The sequence below is a fragment of the Rhodovulum imhoffii genome (assembly GCF_003046545.1).
Lineage (GTDB): Bacteria > Pseudomonadota > Alphaproteobacteria > Rhodobacterales > Rhodobacteraceae > Rhodovulum > Rhodovulum imhoffii.
Genome location: NZ_QAAA01000002.1, coordinates 62,115 through 79,198, shown reverse-complemented (window position 1 = coordinate 79,198; position 17,084 = coordinate 62,115). Strand labels below are relative to the sequence as shown.

Annotated in this window: 14 protein-coding genes; 7 read left to right on the top strand and 7 right to left on the bottom strand. The window is 65.8% G+C overall.

Annotated elements, in window-relative coordinates; all coding sequences use genetic code 11:
• Window positions 1-145: 145 nt before the first annotated feature.
• On the top strand, window positions 146-1,312 hold the full coding sequence (locus C8N32_RS02210) for a pyridoxal phosphate-dependent aminotransferase (RefSeq protein ID WP_107890845.1): 1,167 nt from the start codon (window positions 146-148) through the stop codon (window positions 1,310-1,312).
• On the opposite strand, the gene C8N32_RS02205 is transcribed toward C8N32_RS02210, so the two are convergent.
• The 3 genes from C8N32_RS02205 to truA are packed head-to-tail and all read right to left on the bottom strand — an operon-like array spanning window position 1,309 to window position 3,951.
• On the bottom strand, window positions 1,309-2,685 hold the full coding sequence (locus C8N32_RS02205; RefSeq protein ID WP_107890844.1) for an FAD-binding oxidoreductase: 1,377 nt from the start codon (window positions 2,683-2,685) through the stop codon (window positions 1,309-1,311). The two genes, C8N32_RS02210 and C8N32_RS02205, sit on opposite strands and share 4 nt — an antisense overlap.
• Window positions 2,686-2,688: 3 nt before the next feature.
• A complete protein-coding gene (gene aroQ, locus C8N32_RS02200) occupies window positions 2,689-3,123 on the bottom strand; it encodes a type II 3-dehydroquinate dehydratase (protein WP_107890843.1) in 435 nt (144 codons plus the stop codon).
• A 60-nt stretch (window positions 3,124-3,183) separates the two neighbouring features.
• Complete coding sequence (gene truA / locus C8N32_RS02195; protein ID WP_107890842.1) at window positions 3,184-3,951, bottom strand: tRNA pseudouridine(38-40) synthase TruA; 768 nt, start codon at window positions 3,949-3,951, stop codon at window positions 3,184-3,186.
• Window positions 3,952-4,055: 104 nt separating this feature from the next.
• On the opposite strand from truA, the gene C8N32_RS02190 reads away from it, so the two are divergent.
• From C8N32_RS02190 to ileS, 5 genes are all read left to right on the top strand, one after another.
• Window positions 4,056-5,477, top strand: coding sequence for a YcjX family GTP-binding protein (locus C8N32_RS02190; RefSeq protein WP_107890997.1), 1,422 nt, complete (start codon window positions 4,056-4,058; stop codon window positions 5,475-5,477).
• Window positions 5,474-6,472 (top strand): YcjF family protein, encoded by a 999-nt coding sequence (locus tag C8N32_RS02185; protein WP_107890841.1) that lies wholly within the window; start codon window positions 5,474-5,476, stop codon window positions 6,470-6,472. The genes C8N32_RS02190 and C8N32_RS02185 overlap by 4 nt, the downstream gene beginning before the upstream one ends.
• A 56-nt stretch (window positions 6,473-6,528) precedes the next feature.
• Window positions 6,529-7,284 (top strand): glycosyltransferase family 25 protein, encoded by a 756-nt coding sequence (locus C8N32_RS02180; protein WP_107890840.1) that lies wholly within the window; start codon window positions 6,529-6,531, stop codon window positions 7,282-7,284.
• On the top strand, window positions 7,281-8,114 hold the full coding sequence (locus tag C8N32_RS02175) for a hypothetical protein (RefSeq protein ID WP_107890839.1): 834 nt from the start codon (window positions 7,281-7,283) through the stop codon (window positions 8,112-8,114). Before C8N32_RS02180 ends, C8N32_RS02175 begins: the two co-directional genes overlap by 4 nt.
• Window positions 8,115-8,286: 172 nt before the next feature.
• Complete coding sequence (ileS, locus tag C8N32_RS02170; protein WP_107890838.1) at window positions 8,287-11,193, top strand: isoleucine--tRNA ligase; 2,907 nt, start codon at window positions 8,287-8,289, stop codon at window positions 11,191-11,193.
• A gap of 293 nt (window positions 11,194-11,486) precedes the next feature.
• On the opposite strand, the gene C8N32_RS02165 is transcribed toward ileS, so the two are convergent.
• Genes C8N32_RS02165 through fsa form a run of 3 tightly spaced genes read right to left on the bottom strand, consistent with a single transcriptional unit; the run spans window position 11,487 to window position 13,797 of the window.
• Window positions 11,487-12,422, bottom strand: a complete 936-nt coding sequence (locus C8N32_RS02165; RefSeq protein ID WP_107890837.1) for a tyrosine recombinase XerC — start codon at window positions 12,420-12,422, stop codon at window positions 11,487-11,489.
• Window positions 12,419-13,108: a DUF484 family protein gene (locus C8N32_RS02160; RefSeq protein WP_107890836.1), complete on the bottom strand. Its 690-nt coding sequence runs from the start codon at window positions 13,106-13,108 to the stop codon at window positions 12,419-12,421. The genes C8N32_RS02165 and C8N32_RS02160 overlap by 4 nt, the downstream gene beginning before the upstream one ends.
• 35 nt (window positions 13,109-13,143) lie before the next feature.
• A complete protein-coding gene (gene fsa / locus C8N32_RS02155; protein WP_107890835.1) occupies window positions 13,144-13,797 on the bottom strand; it encodes a fructose-6-phosphate aldolase in 654 nt (217 codons plus the stop codon).
• Window positions 13,798-13,845: 48 nt separating this feature from the next.
• On the opposite strand from fsa, the gene C8N32_RS02150 reads away from it, so the two are divergent.
• Entirely contained in the window at window positions 13,846-16,071 is a 2,226-nt protein-coding gene (locus C8N32_RS02150) for a primosomal protein N' (protein ID WP_107890834.1), read from the top strand.
• Here C8N32_RS02150 and moaA read toward each other — a convergent pair.
• Window positions 16,068-17,075, bottom strand: coding sequence for a GTP 3',8-cyclase MoaA (gene moaA, locus C8N32_RS02145; RefSeq protein ID WP_420853808.1), 1,008 nt, complete (start codon window positions 17,073-17,075; stop codon window positions 16,068-16,070). The two genes, C8N32_RS02150 and moaA, sit on opposite strands and share 4 nt — an antisense overlap.
• Window positions 17,076-17,084: the final 9 nt, after the last annotated feature.

The window sequence follows — 17,084 nt, the reverse complement described above, 5'->3', positions numbered from 1 at the left end:
GTCCTTGCGTGTGATGGTGTGTCTCCCGGCGTGCTGGCTCAGGTGAAGGGTTGAAGCGCGCCCGGCCCGGCGAGTCAAGGCGCGCTTTCATGTTGTACGGCGGGAAGAAAATGGGAAGTATGGAAAAAACGGTGGGAGGGAACGGATGGCCGGTTGGCAATTGGCTCATCGCATGGGGCGGCTCGGTACGGAATCCGCGTTCGAGGTTCTGGCCCGCGCGCAGGCTTTGGCGGAGCAGGGACGCACGATTGTCAATCTCGGCATCGGACAGCCCGATTTCGAAACCCCCGGTCATATCGTCGAGGCCGCCGTGAAGGCGCTGCGCGATGGGCATCACGGTTATACCCCCGCCAACGGGCTGCCCGCCCTGCGTGAGGCCGTGGCCGAAGACCTTTACCGGCGCCATGATGCGCGCGTGGACCCCGCGCAGGTTGTCGTTGTGCCCGGCGGCAAGCCGACGATGTTCTTCGCGGCGATGATGTTTGGCCAGTCCGGGGCGGAGATCCTGTACCCGAATCCCGGTTTTCCGATTTACGAGTCCGTTATCCGTTTTTCCGGCGCCACCCCGGTGCCCATCGCCCTGCGCGAGGAAACCGGCTTTGCCTTCGATGCCGAGGCCGTCCTGGCCCGGATCACCGCACGCACCCGGCTTCTGATCCTCAACAGCCCCGCGAATCCGACCGGGGGCGTTGTTCCGAAGGCGGAACTGGACCGGCTCGTGGCGGGGTTGGCCGACCATCCCCATGTCGTGGTGTTGTCGGACGAAATCTACAGCCGGATGCTGTATGATGGGGCGCATGTCAGCCTGCTGCGCTACCCCGAGCTTGCCGACCGTGTGATCCTTTTGGACGGCTGGTCCAAGACTTACGCGATGACAGGGTGGCGGTTGGGCTATGGCGTCTGGCCCCGCGCATTGGCAGAGCACGCAACGCGGCTTTGCATCAACACCCATTCCTGTGTGAACGCGGCGGCGCAATACGCGGGTCTGGCGGCGCTGACCGGGCCGCAGGATGCGGTGTCGGAGATGATGGCCCAGTTCACCCGCCGCCGCAGTGCCATCGTGGCCGGGCTGAACGCTTTGCCAGGGGTGCACTGCACCACCCCGGGCGGTGCGTTTTACGCCTTCCCCAACATCGCCGGCACGGGGCTGGAATCCCGTGCCGCGCAGGATCTGTTTCTGGAGAAGGCGGGTGTGGCGACAGTCGCCGGGACGAGTTTCGGTGCGTTTGGCGAAGGTTACCTGCGGTTTTCCTACGCCAACAGCCTTGAGGCGATCGAGGAGGCGCTTTCCCGGATCCGGGCGGTGCTTTAGTCCGCATCCGGCAAAAGCTTGCCGGGGTTGAGGATGCCGCTCGGGTCCAGGGCGGACTTCAGCATGCGCATGATCGCGACGGCGTCGCCATGTTCGGCATGCATGTATTTTCGCTTGCCCAGCCCGATTCCATGCTCGCCGGTGACCGTGCCGCCAAGATTCAGCGCGAGCTTTGCCAGCTTGTCGGAAAATGTGTCGGCGCGGGATGTTTCGTCTGGGTCTCCCGGGTCGATCAGCACGCCGCAATGGAAGTTTCCATCCCCGACATGACCTACGATGGTACAGGTCAGGCCAAGGGCGCGGCTGTCTGTCTGGGCGGTTTTCACGGCCTCGGCAAGGCGTGAGATCGGGACACAGACATCGGTGGACAACACCCGTCTGGAAGGGTTCAGCGCGCGGGTGGCCAGATGCGCCTGATGCCGCATGCGCCACAACGCGGATCGGTCTTCGCTATGTGTCGTCCAGCGGAAACCGGCGGCGCCGAAGTCCCGCGCCAGGGAGCCGAAGCTTTCCGCCTGTTCCGCCACGCCGGCTTCGGAGCCGTGGAACTCGAGGAACAGGTGTGGTGCCTCGGGCAGGTCGGAGCCCTGGTGCAGGTTGAAGCCGCGGACCATCATCTCATCCACCAGTTCGATGCGTGCCATCGGCAGGCCGGACTGGATGGTGGTGATGACCGTGTTGACCGCATCCTCGACGGAGGGAAACCGGCAGGTCGCGGCCGAGATCGCTTCCGGCTGGCCCTGAAGGCGCACGGTCAGTTCGGTCAGGATTGCCAAAGTTCCCTCCGAGCCGACCAAAAGGCGCGTCAGATCGTAACCCGCCGAGGACTTGCGCGCCCGCGTGCCGGTGCGGACGATCCGGCCGTCGGCCAGAACGGCCTCCAGCGCCAGAACGTTTTCCCGCATGGTGCCATAGCGCACGGCGGTGGTGCCGCTGGCACGGGTGGCGGCCATCCCGCCGAGCGTCGCGTTCGCGCCCGGATCGACGGGAAAAAACAGACCCGTGGCGCGCAGCCGGGTATTCAGGTCTTCGCGCGTGACGCCGGGTTGGACGGTGGCATCCATGTCTTCGGTGTTGATGCGCAAAACCCTGTTCATCCGGCTGGTGTCGAGGCTGATGCCCCCCCGCACGGGCAGGTGGTGCCCTTCCAGGGAAGTCCCCGCGCCGAAGGCGGTCACCGGACAGCCATGGGTATTGCAGATTTTCAGAATTTCCGAAACGTCCCCGGTGGTTTCGGGAAAGACCACCGCGTGGGGCGGTGCGGGGGGAAAGTGGGTCTCGTTTTCGCCGTGGGCCTGCCGTGCTGCGCGGGTCTTGGTCAGGCGCGCGCCGGGAAGGGACCGCAACGCCTCAAGGGCGGTCTCGATTGTCATGTCTCAGTCCAGAAGGGTTGCCATGTGGCGCAGGGCAAGGCTGTAGCCCTGTGCGCCGCAGCCTGCAATCACCGCATCCGCCCGTCGCGAGACGTAGGAGTGGTGGCGAAACGTCTCCCGCTTGTGGATGTTGGACAGGTGTACCTCGATCACCGGGCCATCGAAGGCCAAGAGCGCATCGAGGATGGCCACGGAACTGTGCGTATACGCCGCGGGGTTCAGGATGATGCCGTCCGCGGTTGCCCGCGCTGTCTGGATCTGATCGACGATCGTCCCCTCGTGGTTCGACTGGAAAAGCGCCACGTCCAGCCCCAGTTCCTGTCCCAGCGCCTTGCAGGTTGCGGCGATGCTGTCCAGTGTGTCGTGGCCATAGATCTCCGGCTGCCGCTTGCCCAGCAGGTTCAGGTTGGGACCGTTGAGAATGTGGATGGTCTTCACGGGGGCGCTCCTTGCAGGGTTGGTCGAGTTTTGCCGACACGGCGCGGGCTGGCAAGGGGGTCAGGCGAACGGATCCTGCGGATACTCCACGCGGGCGAGATAAAGCCCCTGTGGCGGGCAGACCGGGCCGCAGGCGGCGCGGTCGCGGGCCTCCAGCGCGGCTTTGACCGCCTGCGGGGGCCATGCGCCTGCGCCGACTCGCTCCAGCGTGCCGACAAAGCTGCGCACCTGATTGTGCAGGAAACTGCGGGCGCGGACGTGAAAGCGGAACTCCGATCCGCCGGGAAAGGGGATTTTCTCGATGCACAGTTCGTCCAGCGTCTTGACCGGGGAGGCCGCCTGGCAGATCGAGGCGCGGAAGGTGGTGAAATCGTGCCGGCCCAGGAGGTGGCGGGCGGCCTTCTGCATGGGGGCAAGCTCAAGCGTGTGCGGCACCTGCCACACCAGCCCGCGCATATGGGTCACCGGCGCGCGGCGGCTGACCAGCCGGAACAGATACTGGCGTTCAAGGGCGGAGAAGCGCGCGTGGAAATCCTGTGCCACCCGCACGACCTGGACGATTGCCACGGGCGCGGGTCTGAGATGGAAGTTCAGGGCCTCTCTCAGGCGGAAAGGATCCCAGTCGCGCTTCAGGTCGCAATGGGCCACCTGCGCCAGCGCGTGCACGCCCGCATCGGTTCGACCGGCGGCGGCGATGGAGGGCACGTCGGATTCCAGCCGGGCCAGTGCAGCCTCGACCGCCCCCTGAACGGAAGGCACGCCGGTCTGCCGCTGCCAGCCGGAAAACGGCGCCCCGTCATATTCGATTTTCAGCGCGAACCTTGGCATGGGTCTGCGTTACCGCGACAATGCGGTCTTGGCAATCGGCACGCTTTGGGCTGGCGGTCGGGGCGGGCTATGCTTACGTTGGCCCCCAAACGAGGGAGGCCCCTTTGCGCATCGGTGATATTGCAGACGGTGTAACACGCGGTTTGGAGAGCTTGGGCGCGACGGTCAGCGAAACCTTCATGGAGCCCGTGATCCGCCTTGGCGTGACGGGCCTGTCCCGGGCAGGAAAGACCGTATTCATCACCTCGCTGGTCGCCAACCTGATGGAGAGGGGGCGCATGCCGCAACTGCGCGCCGCCGCCTCGGGGGCGATTCAGGCGGCGTATCTTCAGCCCCAGCCGGATAACACCGTGCCCCGATTCGACTATGAGGCGCATCTTGCCGCGCTGACCGGCCACGATCCCCACTGGCCGGAATCCACCCGTGCGGTATCGGAGTTGCGCCTGTCGCTGAAGGTGCGCCCCGGAGGCCTTCTGGGGGCGGTGCGCGGGCTGCGCACGGTGCATCTGGATATCGTCGATTACCCAGGTGAGTGGTTGCTGGATCTCGGCCTGATGGAGAAATCCTATGCCGAGTGGTCTGCCGACACGCTTTCCCATATGCCCGAGCGCCCCGGCGGTACGGCGTTGGTGCAGGCGCTGAACGGGCTGGACGCCGCCCGGCCGCTGGACGAACCCGCGATCCAGGCCATGTCCGCCAGTTTTACCGCCTACCTGGCCCAAACGCGGGAGGCCGGCTTTTCCGATTGTTCGCCCGGCCGCTTCCTGCTGCCCGGAGATCTGGCGGGATCGCCGGTGCTGACCTTTGCGCCGCTGCCGGCGGTGTCGGGCAGCGCCCCGCGTGGCAGCCTCTGGCGCGAGATGGAGCGGCGGTATGAGGCCTACAAGCGCGAGGTCGTCAAACCTTTCTTTCGCGACCATTTTGCCCGGATCGACCGGCAGGTGGTGTTGATCGATGCCCTTGGCGCGATCCATGCCGGTCCGCGCGCGGTCGAGGATCTTCGCCGGGCGATGACGGACATCCTTGGCGCCTTCCGGCCGGGGAGGAATGCGTTTCTGAGTTCTTTGCTGACCGGCAAGCGGGTGGAACGTATCCTGTTCGCGGCCACCAAGGCCGATCACCTGCACCACAGCCAGCACGGGCGGATGACCGCGATCATGCAGGCCCTGATGCGCGATGCCCGTCGCCGGGCGGATTTCGCCGGGGCACAGACCTCGGCCATGTCGATCGCCGCGCTGCGCGCCACGGTTGAGGAAACCCGTCCGCACAATGGCGACACGCTGGACTGTGTGCGCGGCACCTTGCTGGAGACCGGGCGCCAGGCGGCGCTTTATCCCGGCGAGTTGCCGGAGGACCCCTCCGTGTTGCTGGAGCCTGCCCGCGCGGGCGCGGCAACCTGGCTGGACGGAGATTATAACATCATGCGGTTCGCCCCGGCCCGGCTGACCCTCAAACCCGGCGAAGGGCCGCCCCATATCCGCCTGGACCGTGCCGCGGAGTTCCTGTTCGGGGACCGTTTGCTATGAGCCGAAAGCCTGTTCTGTTCGATCTCGATGAAACGTCCGATACGCCCGAAACCCCGGCCACCGCGCCTCCGGTACCCGATCTGCCCGACGATCCGCCCACCGGGCAGGCGATGCGGGCCGTAGCCCTTCTGGCCGCGCGGCGGCCTTCGCGGACTCTGCGGCTGTTCTGGGCTGCATTCGTGGGGCTCCTCGGGCTGGCGATCTCGATTGCCGCCTGGGATTTCGTCACCGGGCTTTTGTCGCGCAGCAGCGTATTGGGCGGTTTGGCGTTGGGCTTGCTGGCGCTGGGCGGCGTGACGCTGCTGGTGTTGATATTGCGCGAGATGGCTGCTTTTGCCCGCTTGCGCCGCCTGGATGACCTGCATCAACAAGCCGATGCGGCACTGGCCGCTTCGGATTTGACGGCCGCCCGCAAGGTTCTGGATCGCCTGCTGGATCTTTATGCCGGGCGGGGGGATATACGCTGGGGCCGCGACCGCCTGGAAGAGCGGCGCGACGACATGTTCGATGCCGATGCGCTGTTGTCCCTGGCCGAAGCGGAGTTGCTGGCACCTCTGGATGCCGCCGCCACCCGGGAGATCGAGGCCGCCGCGCGTCAGGTTGCCGCTGTGACGGCTCTTGTTCCTCTGGCATTGGCGGATCTGGCTGCGGCGCTGACGGCGAACCTGCGAATGATCCGGCGCATTGCGGAGATTTACGGCGGGCGCGCGGGGTTTTTCGGCAGCCTGCGGCTTGGCCGGGCGGTGATGACGCATCTCGTCGCTACCGGTGCGGTGGCCGTTGGCGATGACCTGATCGGGTCCATCGCCGGGGGGGGCGTTCTGGCGAAGGTGTCCCGCCGGTTTGGTGAAGGGGTTGTGAACGGGGCGCTGACCGCACGGGTCGGCGTGGCCGCGATGGAGGTCTGCCGGCCGCTGCCGTTCCGGTCGCGCAAACGCCCCTCGGTCAGCGCGTTGCTTCAGCGGGCGCTTGCGGGGGTGTTTTCCCGCCCCTGACTGGACAGGGCTTTGCCCCCCGGCCATAGTCTGCGAATGCCCTTGCCGGACCGGACATGACCGCCTTCGATCTGACCACCGTTGCCTGCCGTGTGATTTCCCTGCCAATGGCCGGGGCGCGGCGTGCGCATATGCAGGCCTTACTGGCGGGGATGGGCATCATACCTGAATTTCGCCCCGGCGTTCCTGCCCGCCGTCATGCGCTGGGCTGCGCCCGTGCCCATCTTGCCGCGACGGCGGGGGGTGCGCACCTGCCCCTGATGGTACTGGAAGACGATCTTGCCCTGACGGGCGCCGTCCTGCCGCCGCTGCCCTGGGACGCGGACATTGTCTATCTCGGGGTCAGCCAGTTCGGCTGCCTGCCCGAACAGGTCGCGCAGGAAGCGGGCCTGGGGCATCGGGCGATCATGGGGCTTGCGCTGGCCGCCGAGGCCGGGGAGGACTGGCTGCGCCTTTACTCGATGGCCGGGGCGATAGCGATCCTGTACCTGAGCGACCGGGGGCTGGAAGCCTGGCGCGCGGCGATGCGGAGGTCTCTGGAAACCGGGCGCCCCTTTGATGTTTTCACAGCTTACGCAATGCCGGGGCTGCGGGTGTTCACCCCGCGCCGGCCGCTGTTTTATGAAAGCGCCGATCTGCAACGCCCCCATGCGCGCGTGCCGCCGGTGCGGCGTGAAAGCTGGACACGTACCCCCCTTTGTCCGGTGGCCGAGGGCGATCGGCGCACTGGCCTGACCCGTGAAGGCCCCCTTCGCGTACGTGCTGTTCGCGCAGGTGAAGGCCTGGCGTGGAAACCGGAGGGACAGCCATGACCTTGCCCGTGATCGGCGGTCTTTGGGTTGGCCCGCGGCTGAGCTGGGTGGAACAGCTTTGCCTGCGCTCTTTCGTGGATCGGGGGCATCGCGTGGTACTTCATGTCCCCGCGCCGGTCGGAGGGGTGCCCGAAGGGGTCGAAACGCGCCCGGCGGCGGAAATCTGTGCCCCGCCGTTCGATATTTCCGATGGCGACCGCCATCGGGTGGCGCTCTATTCCGATATCTTTCGTCTACACCTGTTTCGGCAAACTGCGTTCATATGGGCGGATCTGGATGCCTATTGCGTGCGTCCGCTGGCCTTTGTGTCCCCCCATGTTTTTGGGGTGTCGCACCGGGGCACCTACCCAACGGGGGTGATGCGCCTGCCTGCGGAGTCGCCCACGCTGGCGGCGATGCTGGCATTCGTTTCCGCCCCAAACCCCGTGCAGCCGTGGCGGGGGGGGCGCGCCCACCGGCTGGCCCGCCGCCGCATCGCCCAAGGGGAAAGCTGGGGGATCGAGGCGCTGCCCTGGGGATGCGCCGGGCCGAAAGCGTTCGCGCATTTTCTCAGGCAGACGGGCGAGGCGCACCATGCTCTGCCGCCTGCCGCCTTTTACCCGCTGCGGATCGAGGAACTGCACAAGCTGCACACCCCCGGCCTGCCACCAGAGGCGTTCGAGGGGGCAGGCGTGTATTCCGTACATATCTACGGCCACCAGCGGCGCCATATTGCGCGTGTTCTGGGGGGGATGCCGGCGCCGGGCTCTTATCTGGAGGCGCTGTGTCACCGCCACCGGATTGATCCCGGCGCGGCGCCGCTTCTGGCCGAGGGTTGGATGGCCCGCTGATGGTCTTTACGGGGCCGGGCAGGGCGCCTATAAGCCGGGGCATGGTGCAGCTCATAGCCATTTTCTCCCGAATTACCGGCCCGGCGCTCTGACTTTCGGGGCCGCCGGGGAAAGGCGCCGAGTCCTTCGCGCCGCCGCATCATTTGCCTGACTTGCCCAAGGACCAGACCCCATGTCCGCAGAGACGCCCGACTACAAAGATACCCTGACTCTGCCCGAAACGGATTTCCCCATGCGCGCCGGCCTGCCCAAACGGGAGCCCGCGTGGCTGGCCCGTTGGGAGAAGATCGGAATCTACGACCGGTTGCGCGAAAAGGAAGGCCGCAAGCCCTTTATCCTGCATGATGGACCGCCCTATGCCAACGGCCACCTGCATATTGGCCACGCGCTGAACAAGGTGTTGAAGGATTTCATCGTTCGCAGCCAGCAAATGATGGGGCGCGATTCCCGCTATGTTCCGGGCTGGGACTGCCACGGCCTGCCGATCGAGTGGAAAATCGAGGAGCAATATCGCGCCAGGGGGAAAGACAAGGACGCGGTTCCCGTCATCGATTTTCGTCAGGAGTGCCGCCGCTTCGCGGAAGGGTGGATCGACATCCAGCGCGCCGAATTCAAGCGCCTGGGCATCACCGGGAACTGGGACGATCCCTACCTGACCATGGACTATCATGCCGAGGCCGTGATCGCGGAGGAATTCCTGAAATTCCTGATGAACGGTACGCTTTATCAGGGATCCAAGCCGGTGATGTGGTCGCCCGTGGAAAAGACCGCGCTGGCCGAGGCCGAGGTGGAGTACAAGGACAAGGAAAGCTTTACCATCTGGGTGAAATTCCCGGTACTGACGGACGGTGACTTGAAAGGCGCGAACGTTGTCATCTGGACGACGACGCCGTGGACGATTCCGTCCAACAAGGCGGTGGTCTTCGGGGAGAGCTTTGACTACGGCCTGTACGAAGTGACCGAAACGCCCGAAGAGTGCTGGGCCAGCGTGGGGGACCGTTTCCTGCTGGCTGACAAACTGGCCGGCCAGGTCATGACCCGTGCGCGTCTCCAGCCGGGCATGTATCGCCGTGTGCGCGCCGTATCCTGTGAGGAGCTTTCGCGCCTGTCCCTCGCGCATCCGCTGGCAGGGGCCGAAGGCGCGGACGGAGAGTGGGACGAACCGCGCGATTTTCGCGCCGCCGGGTTCGTCACCGACGAGGAAGGCACCGGATTCGTGCATTGTGCGCCGTCACACGGGATGGAGGAATTCGAACTCTACCGTGGCCTTGGGATGCTCGATCAGGTCATCACCTACAACGTGATGGACGATGGATCCTTCCGGCCCGACCTGCCGTTCTTTGGAGGTGCCTGCATTCTCCGTCCCAACGGCAAGGAGGGGGACGCCAACAAGGCGGTGATCGACAAGCTGGCCGGGCAGGGCGGGCTTCTTGCACGGGGCAAGATCAAGCATTCCTATCCTCATTCCTGGCGCTCCAAGGCTCCGGTGATCTACCGGAATACCCCCCAATGGTTTGCCGCCATCGACCGCAAGCTGGACGATGGCATGGGCCGCCATGGCGACACCATCCGCAAGCGCGCCCTGACCAGCATCGACAAGCTGGTGAAGTGGACGCCGCCCAAGGGCCGCAACCGTCTTTATGCGATGATCGAAAGCCGCCCGGACTGGGTGCTGTCGCGCCAGCGCGCCTGGGGTGTGCCGCTGACGTGCTTCGTCCGGAAAGGGGTCTTGCCGACGGACCCGGATTTCCTGCTGCGCGATGCGGCGGTGAACGCGCGCATCGTTGCCGCCTTCCGGCAGGAGGGCGCGGATGCCTGGTACAAACCCGGTGCGAAGGAACGCTTTCTTGGCAATGAGCACGATTCAGAGGCGTATGAGCAGGTCTTCGATGTGCTCGATGTCTGGTTCGATTCGGGCTCGACCCATGCGTTCGTGCTGCGCGACCGGGCCGACGGCGCCGAAGACGGCATCGCCGATCTTTACCTCGAGGGGACAGACCAGCACCGCGGGTGGTTCCACTCTTCCATGCTGCAAGCCTGCGGCACCAGGGGGCGCGCGCCCTATCGCGGGGTGCTGACCCACGGGTTCACGCTGGACGAGAAGGGCAACAAGATGTCCAAGTCGCTCGGCAACACGGTGGCGCCGGAGGATGTGACCCGAGAATACGGCGCCGATATCCTGCGGCTGTGGGTGGCGCAATCGGATTATACCGCCGACCTGCGGATCGGGCCGGAGATTCTGAAAGGCGTTGCCGACGGCTATCGCCGTTTGCGCAACACGATGCGTTTCATGCTGGGCAACCTCAGCGGGTTTTCGGAGGAAGAGCGCATCGCCCCCGCCGACATGCCGGAACTGGACCGCTGGGTGCTGCACCGCCTGGCGGAGTTGGACCACAAGGTGCGCAGCGGCTACGACGCCTATGACTTTCAGGGGGTTTTCCAGACGCTGTTCAATTTTTGCACGGTGGATCTGTCGGCCTTCTACTTCGACATCCGCAAGGATGCACTTTACTGCGACGCCAGCGACAGTTTGAACCGGCGGGCTGCCCGCACGGTTCTGGATCTGTTGTTTCACCGCCTGACCACCTGGCTGGCACCTGTACTGGTCTTCACGATGGAGGACGTGTGGCTGGCGCGCTTTCCGTCGGAAGATGGGTCCGTCCATTTGCAGGACATTCCGGCTACGCCCGCCGACTGGCTGGATGAAACGCTGGCCCGGAAATGGGCCGATGTGCGCCATGTGCGTCGCGTGGTGACCGCCGCGCTGGAGGTGCAGCGCCGTGAGAAGGTGATCGGCGCCAGCCTTGAGGCCGCCCCGGTGGTGCATGTGCGCGATGCGGGGGTTTTGGCCGCGCTCAAGACGGTGGATTTCGCGGAAATCTGTATCACGTCTTCGATCCAGATGACGGGGGACCCCAGCCCGCAGGAAGCCTTTCGCCTGCCGGAGGCAGAGGGGGTTGGTGTTGTCTTCGAGAAGGCCGAGGGTGAAAAGTGCCAGCGTTGCTGGAAGATCCTGCCCGATGTCGGGACCCACGCCCATCCTGGCACCTGCGGACGCTGCGACAAGGCGTTGACCTGAAACAGGGGCCGCACGGCCCTTGTTTTTATCCTGCGTGGTCTGTTGCGCAGCCTTACCACAAGCGGGCGGGCGATGGAGCGGCTTCGCCCCCTGACGGTCACACCCCCCGCGGTGAAGTGATGGCTGGCCGACCGTCCGGTTCAGGCCGTCCGTATCTGTGCGACCGGCAGGAAAAGCGTCGCCACACAAAGGCTACGGGAGAATCGTCCACGGCCGCGCGAAGATGACCGGAAAGTGCGAAACACTGCTTCGTGGCCTCTTCTGGGGCAGTCGCGATCGCTGTGGGAGGGGGGTTACTCCCGTGCGCGGCCTTGTGGGTGGGCCTGCTCATAGACTTCGCGCAGGCGGGTGGTATCGACGGCGGTATAGCCTTGGGTTGTGGAGAGCGAGGCGTGGCCCAGAAGTTCCTGTATGGCGCGCAGGTCTCCGCCCGCGCGCAGAAGGTGGGTGGCAAAGCTGTGACGCAGGGCGTGGGGGGTGGCGCTGGCTGGCAGGCCAAGCTGAAGGCGCGTGCGTTCCATCAGCCGGGAGACCAGCCGCGGATTCAGCGCCCCGCCCCGCACACCGCGAAACAGCGGCCCTTCCGGGGCAGGGGGGTACGGGCAGATCCGGGCATAGGCCGCCACCGCCGCCCGTGCGGCGGGAAGGACGGGGACCAGGCGCTCTTTTCCGCCTTTGCCGCGGATGCGCAGGGTATCGGGCAGGGGATGATCACGCCCGGTCAGGGAGAGTGCCTCTGAAACACGCAGGCCGCAGCCATAAAGGAGTGTCACCACCGCCGTATCGCGCGCGGCGACCCAGGGGGTCTCATGCTGTGTGCCCGCAATATCCAGTACCGCGCGGGCGGCGGTTTCGTCCAGCGGACGGGGCAGGCCGGGCCTGAAGCGCGGCGCGCGGACCGAAAGCACCGCCGTCGGGTCGAATCCTTCACGCCGGGCCAGCCAGCGGTAGAACCCCTTGACCGCCGACAGCGCCCGCGCCAGAGACCGCGCCCCCAGATCGCGCCCGCGTTCATGGGCCATCCATGCACGCATGTCGCGTTTTCCCAGCCGCCGCAGGTCTGCCGGGCCGGGGGCGCCGCCCAGGTGCCCGGCCAGAAAGCTCAGGAACCGCAGCACATCCGCGCGGTAGGCCTTGAGCGTATTGTCCGTTCCCCCGCGCAAGGCCTTTTCTTGCGCCAGCCATGTTTCCAGCGCGTCCCTCAGGGCGGGGGTGAGGGTCAGGCTCATCCCAGCCAGCGGCGCATGGTGCGTTCGAATACGCCGGCGAAAAAGGCAAGAAGGTCGCTTCCCTGGTTCGGGGCGAAGGTTTCCGGGGCTTCGGCCGCCATGACCAGAAGTCCGGGCAGCCGGCCCGTCCCCAGATCGAGGCGCAACAACGCCTCCGATCTGATGGACGGTGCTTCGCCGCCATAGAGATGAGGGTCCCCATGGGGGTGACAGATTCGCAGGTTCACCTGTCGGCGGTTGTTGGAGAGAGAGTCGATAAAACCGGGACTTTCCACCAGCAGCAGGTTCTGGAACTGGCGCAGAGCGTGCGCCTGTTCGACAGAGCCGGTCTCCAGCACCAGCCGCAGCGCCTTGATGCGCAGGGCGTCCTTGACGTCGCTGCCGAGAGTCAGAAGAAAACTTTCGAAATCCGTCGGATCCAACAGGCGGAGGACGGCCCGGTGCACCTGCTTGGTTCCGGCGAGGTTCTCGTAGGCCGCCGCGATCACCTGCTGGTGGGTTTGTTCCAGCTGGCCCAGCCGGTTTTCCAGCTTTTCCATCGCGATACTGCGCAGATCGACGATATTGTCGCCCATCATGCGTTCATTCGCCCCGACGAGGGCGCGCATCACGTCAGGGTCCGAAAGGATCGTTTCGGGGTTGGCGATGATCTGCGCACGCAGATCGGAGTTTGGGGTCCTGCTCATACCTTCGGTCCTGTTTTTTGCAGTTTAACGCAGGATCACAGGATTTTCTGCCCCGTTTTTTCCCAATCGGTCATGAAGGTGGCCAGGCCCTTGTCGGTCAGCGGGTGGCAGGCCATCGCCTTGAGGACAGCGGGCGGCGCGGTGGCCACGTCCGCCCCGATGACGGCGGCCTGCGCGATGTGGTTGACCGAGCGGATCGACGCCGCCAGTATCTGCGTCTCGAACCCGTAATTGTCATAGATCGCGCGGATATCGGCGATCAGGTCCATGCCGTCCAGATTGATGTCATCCAACCGCCCGATGAAGGGAGAGACGAAACTCGCCCCGGCCTTGGCCGCCAAAAGCGCCTGCGCCGCCGAAAAGCACAGCGTGACGTTGACCATGCGGCCTTCGCCGGTCAGCACCTTGCAAGCTTTCAGGCCATCCCAGGTCAGCGGCACCTTGATGGCGATGTTTTCCGCGATGTCCGCCAGCTTTCGGCCTTCCGCGATCATGGCGTCGGCCTTTTGTGCCACGACCTCGGCGGAGACCGGGCCATCGACCAGCGCGCAGATCTCACGCGTGACCTCGAGAATGTCGCGCCCGGATTTCAGGATCAGCGAGGGGTTCGTGGTGACGCCGTCGGCCATGCCCAGTTGGGCCAGTTCTGCGATGGCGTCCACATCGGCGGTATCAACGAAGAATTTCATCGGGCGTGTCCTGCGATTTGGTGCAAATTGTCGCGCCCCTGATACCGCATGCTTTCGTGTACCGAAAGCGGAAAGGCCCGCCCGGTGATACCCGAGTTCGAACAGGGCAAGCCCGTCGCGGTCCTGACGGCACAGCCGATCGGCCGGCTTCTGGACTATCGCGCGCCGGAGGGGGGCTGCGCCACCGGGGATTTCGTCCGGGTTCCGCTGGGACCGCGCAAGGTCGTTGGCGTGGTCTGGGGGGCGGGGCAGAGCGCACTTGATCCCGCGCGCCTGCGTGACGTGATCTGTGTGCTTGACCTTCCCCCGATGGGTGAGGCGATGCGAACATTTCTGATTCGTGCCGCGGATTATACCCTTACCCCGCTCTGGGCGATGCTGCGGTTGGCGACCCGTGCGCCGGGGTTGGCGGAAGGGCCCGTGATGCAGAAGGTCTATCGCCGCGGCGGGGCGGCCCCCGCACGCTTGACGCAGGCCCGCGCCCGCGTTCTGGACGTTCTGGAGGGCTATGGTGGCCTGCCCGTCACGATGGGGGAGCTTTCGGCACAGGCGGGGGTATCGACCTCGGTCGTCAGGGGGCTGGTCACAGCGGGTACGGTGCTGGAGGAGGATACGCCCCGCGATCGCCCGTATCCGCGCCTTGATGCGGCGCGTCCCGGCAAGCCGCTGGCCCCCGATCAGGCCACCGCCGCAGGCCTTCTGCGCGCTGCGGTGCGTGCGGGGGCGTACGGAACGACGCTTTTGAAAGGGGTGACGGGGTCGGGCAAGACAGAGGTTTATCTTGAAGCCGTGGCCGAATGCCTTGCCCGTGGCCGTCAGGTTTTGGTCCTGCTGCCTGAAATCGCCCTGACGGCGGAGTTTCTGACCCGGGTAGAGGATCGCTTCGCCGCCCGCCCGGCGGAGTGGCATTCCGGCGTCACCATGACGGAACGCCGCCGCTGCTGGCGTATGGTCGGGCAGGGGGGGGCGCAACTGGTCGTGGGGGCGCGCTCGGCACTGTTCCTGCCGTTTCGGGATCTTGGGCTGATCGTCGTGGATGAGGAACACGACAGTTCCTACAAGCAGGAAGACGGCGTGCTTTACAACGCGCGCGACATGGCGGTGCTGCGGGCGTCGCTGGGGGCGGCGCAGGTGGTTCTGGCGTCGGCCACGCCGTCTCTGGAAAGCTGGGCGAATGCCGAGGCCGGCAAATATGCGCGGCTGAATCTTGGCGCCCGGTTCGGGGCCGGTGGAATGCCGCGGATGCGCGCGGTCGACATGCGGGTGGAGGCGGTGCCGCCGGGGCGCTGGATTTCGCCGTCGCTTGAGCGTGCGGTGGGCGCGCGTGTCCGGGCCGGGCAGCAGGCGATGCTGTTTCTGAACCGGCGCGGCTATGCCCCGGTTACCGTGTGCCGGGCCTGTGGGCACCAGATCGGCTGCTCCCAATGCGATGCGCGCATGGTCGAACACCGTTTCAGAAAGCGGCTGGTCTGCCATCAATGCGGGGAAAACCGCCCGGTGCCGGAGGCGTGTCCTTCCTGCGGGGTGGCCGGGAAACTGGCGGCCCTGGGGCCGGGCGTGGAACGCTTGGCCGAAGAAGCCGCCGTGCTGTTCCCCGAGGCGCGTCTGGCGGTGTTGTCGTCGGATATTTTCGGTTCCGCCCGCGCTCTGAAGGCGCAGATCGAAGCCATCGCCGCCGGCGAGGCCGATCTGATCATCGGGACCCAGCTTGTCGCCAAGGGGCATAACTTTCCCAAACTGACCCTGGTCGGGGTGATCGACGCGGATCTGGGGTTGCAAGGGTCGGATTTGCGGGCGGCGGAACATACCTTCCAACTGATGCGGCAGGTGGCGGGCCGTGCCGGGCGCGGAGCGCAAAAGGGGCAGGCACTGTTGCAGACCTGGCAGCCCGATCACCCGGTGATCCGTGCTATCCTGACAGGGGACGAGGAGGGTTTTTGGCGGGCTGAGGCCGGGCAGAGGAAGGCTGCGGGCATGCCCCCCTTCGGACGTCTGGCCGGGATCATCCTGTCCGCGCCCGCCCCGGAGACCGCGTTTGATTTCGGCACCGCGCTGGCGCGCCATGACGGGCCTCTGCGCCGCATCGGCGCGCAGGTCTTCGGCCCCGCGCCGGCACCGATTGCGCGGATTCGCGGGCGGCACCGGGTGCGGCTGTTGGTCAAGGTGACCAAGGGGGCGCCGCTGCAAGATGCGATTGCCGACTGGCTTGCCCCGCACACACCGCCCGCCGGGTTGCGGTTGGCGGTGGATATCGACCCGCAGAGTTTTCTTTAGCCGCCGGTGTGGCTCATGTGGCGGCTCATCTGTCCGCGTATGCCGCGGGAATAATCGAAGTCGTGCCCTTTGGGCTTGGTGGCGATGGCGGCACGGATGGCCTGTTCCAGCGCGCGATCATCGCTCCGGGCGCGCAGGGGCGCGCGCAGGTCGGCACTACCTTCCTGCCCGAGGCAGGTATAAAGCTGGCCGGTGCAGCTGAGCCGGACCCGGTTACAGCCTTCGCAGAAATTATGGGTCAGCGGGGTGATGAAACCGATTTTTTGCCCGGTTTCCCCCACGCGGACATAGCGCGCCGGGCCGCCCGTGCGTTCCGACAGGTCGGTGAGGGTCAGGCGGGCCGCCAGCCGTGCCCGCAGGTCGCTGAGCGGCCAGTACTGGTCCAGCCGGTTTTCCGTGCCTATGTCGCCCATCGGCATGACCTCGATAAAGGTCAGATCCATGTCTTCTCCGGCGCACCATGCGGCGAGAGAAAAAATCTCGTCCTCGTTGAAGCCTTTCAGGGCCACGGCGTTGATCTTGATTCGCATCCCGGTACTTCGGGCGGCATCTATTCCGTTGAGGACCCGATCGAGCCGTCCCCAGCGGGTGAGGCGGGCGAACTTTTCCGCGTTCAGCGTGTCGAGACTGACATTTACCCGCCGGACTCCTGCCGCGTGCAGATCCTTCGCGAACCGCCCCAGCTGGGAACCGTTGGTCGTGAGCGTCAGTTCCTCGAGCGTCCCGGTTCCCAGGTGGCGGCCCATGGCGGAGAAGAACTCCGTGATGCCGCGCCGGACCAGCGGTTCCCCGCCCGTCACGCGCAGTTTGCGCACCCCCAGCCGAACAAAGGCAGAGCACAGACGATCCAGTTCCTCCAGCGAGAGCAGTTCGCGCCTGGGCAGGAAAGTCATCTCCTCGGCCATGCAATAGGTGCACCGGAAATCACATCGGTCCGTCACCGAAACCCGCAGGTAGCTGATGGCACGGGCGAAAGGATCGATCAGCGGAGGCTGCGTCATCATGGCGCAAAG

Excerpts from the sequence above, each read along its gene's own strand:
- C8N32_RS02180 (WP_107890840.1), top strand. The coding sequence starts at position 6,529 with ATGACCGCCTTCGATCTGACCACCGTTGCCTGCCGTGTGATTTCCCTG.
- C8N32_RS02205 (WP_107890844.1), bottom strand. The coding sequence starts at position 2,685 with ATGACAATCGAGACCGCCCTTGAGGCGTTGCGGTCCCTTCCCGGCGCG.
- fsa (WP_107890835.1), bottom strand. The coding sequence starts at position 13,797 with ATGAAATTCTTCGTTGATACCGCCGATGTGGACGCCATCGCAGAACTG.
- truA (WP_107890842.1), bottom strand. The coding sequence starts at position 3,951 with ATGCCAAGGTTCGCGCTGAAAATCGAATATGACGGGGCGCCGTTTTCC.
- ileS (WP_107890838.1), top strand. The coding sequence starts at position 8,287 with ATGTCCGCAGAGACGCCCGACTACAAAGATACCCTGACTCTGCCCGAA.
- C8N32_RS02150 (WP_107890834.1), top strand. The coding sequence starts at position 13,846 with ATGCTTTCGTGTACCGAAAGCGGAAAGGCCCGCCCGGTGATACCCGAG.
- C8N32_RS02165 (WP_107890837.1), bottom strand. The coding sequence starts at position 12,422 with ATGAGCCTGACCCTCACCCCCGCCCTGAGGGACGCGCTGGAAACATGG.
- C8N32_RS02210 (WP_107890845.1), top strand. The coding sequence starts at position 146 with ATGGCCGGTTGGCAATTGGCTCATCGCATGGGGCGGCTCGGTACGGAA.
- C8N32_RS02175 (WP_107890839.1), top strand. The coding sequence starts at position 7,281 with ATGACCTTGCCCGTGATCGGCGGTCTTTGGGTTGGCCCGCGGCTGAGC.
- C8N32_RS02160 (WP_107890836.1), bottom strand. The coding sequence starts at position 13,108 with ATGAGCAGGACCCCAAACTCCGATCTGCGTGCGCAGATCATCGCCAAC.
- C8N32_RS02185 (WP_107890841.1), top strand. The coding sequence starts at position 5,474 with ATGAGCCGAAAGCCTGTTCTGTTCGATCTCGATGAAACGTCCGATACG.
- moaA (WP_420853808.1), bottom strand. The coding sequence starts at position 17,075 with ATGATGACGCAGCCTCCGCTGATCGATCCTTTCGCCCGTGCCATCAGC.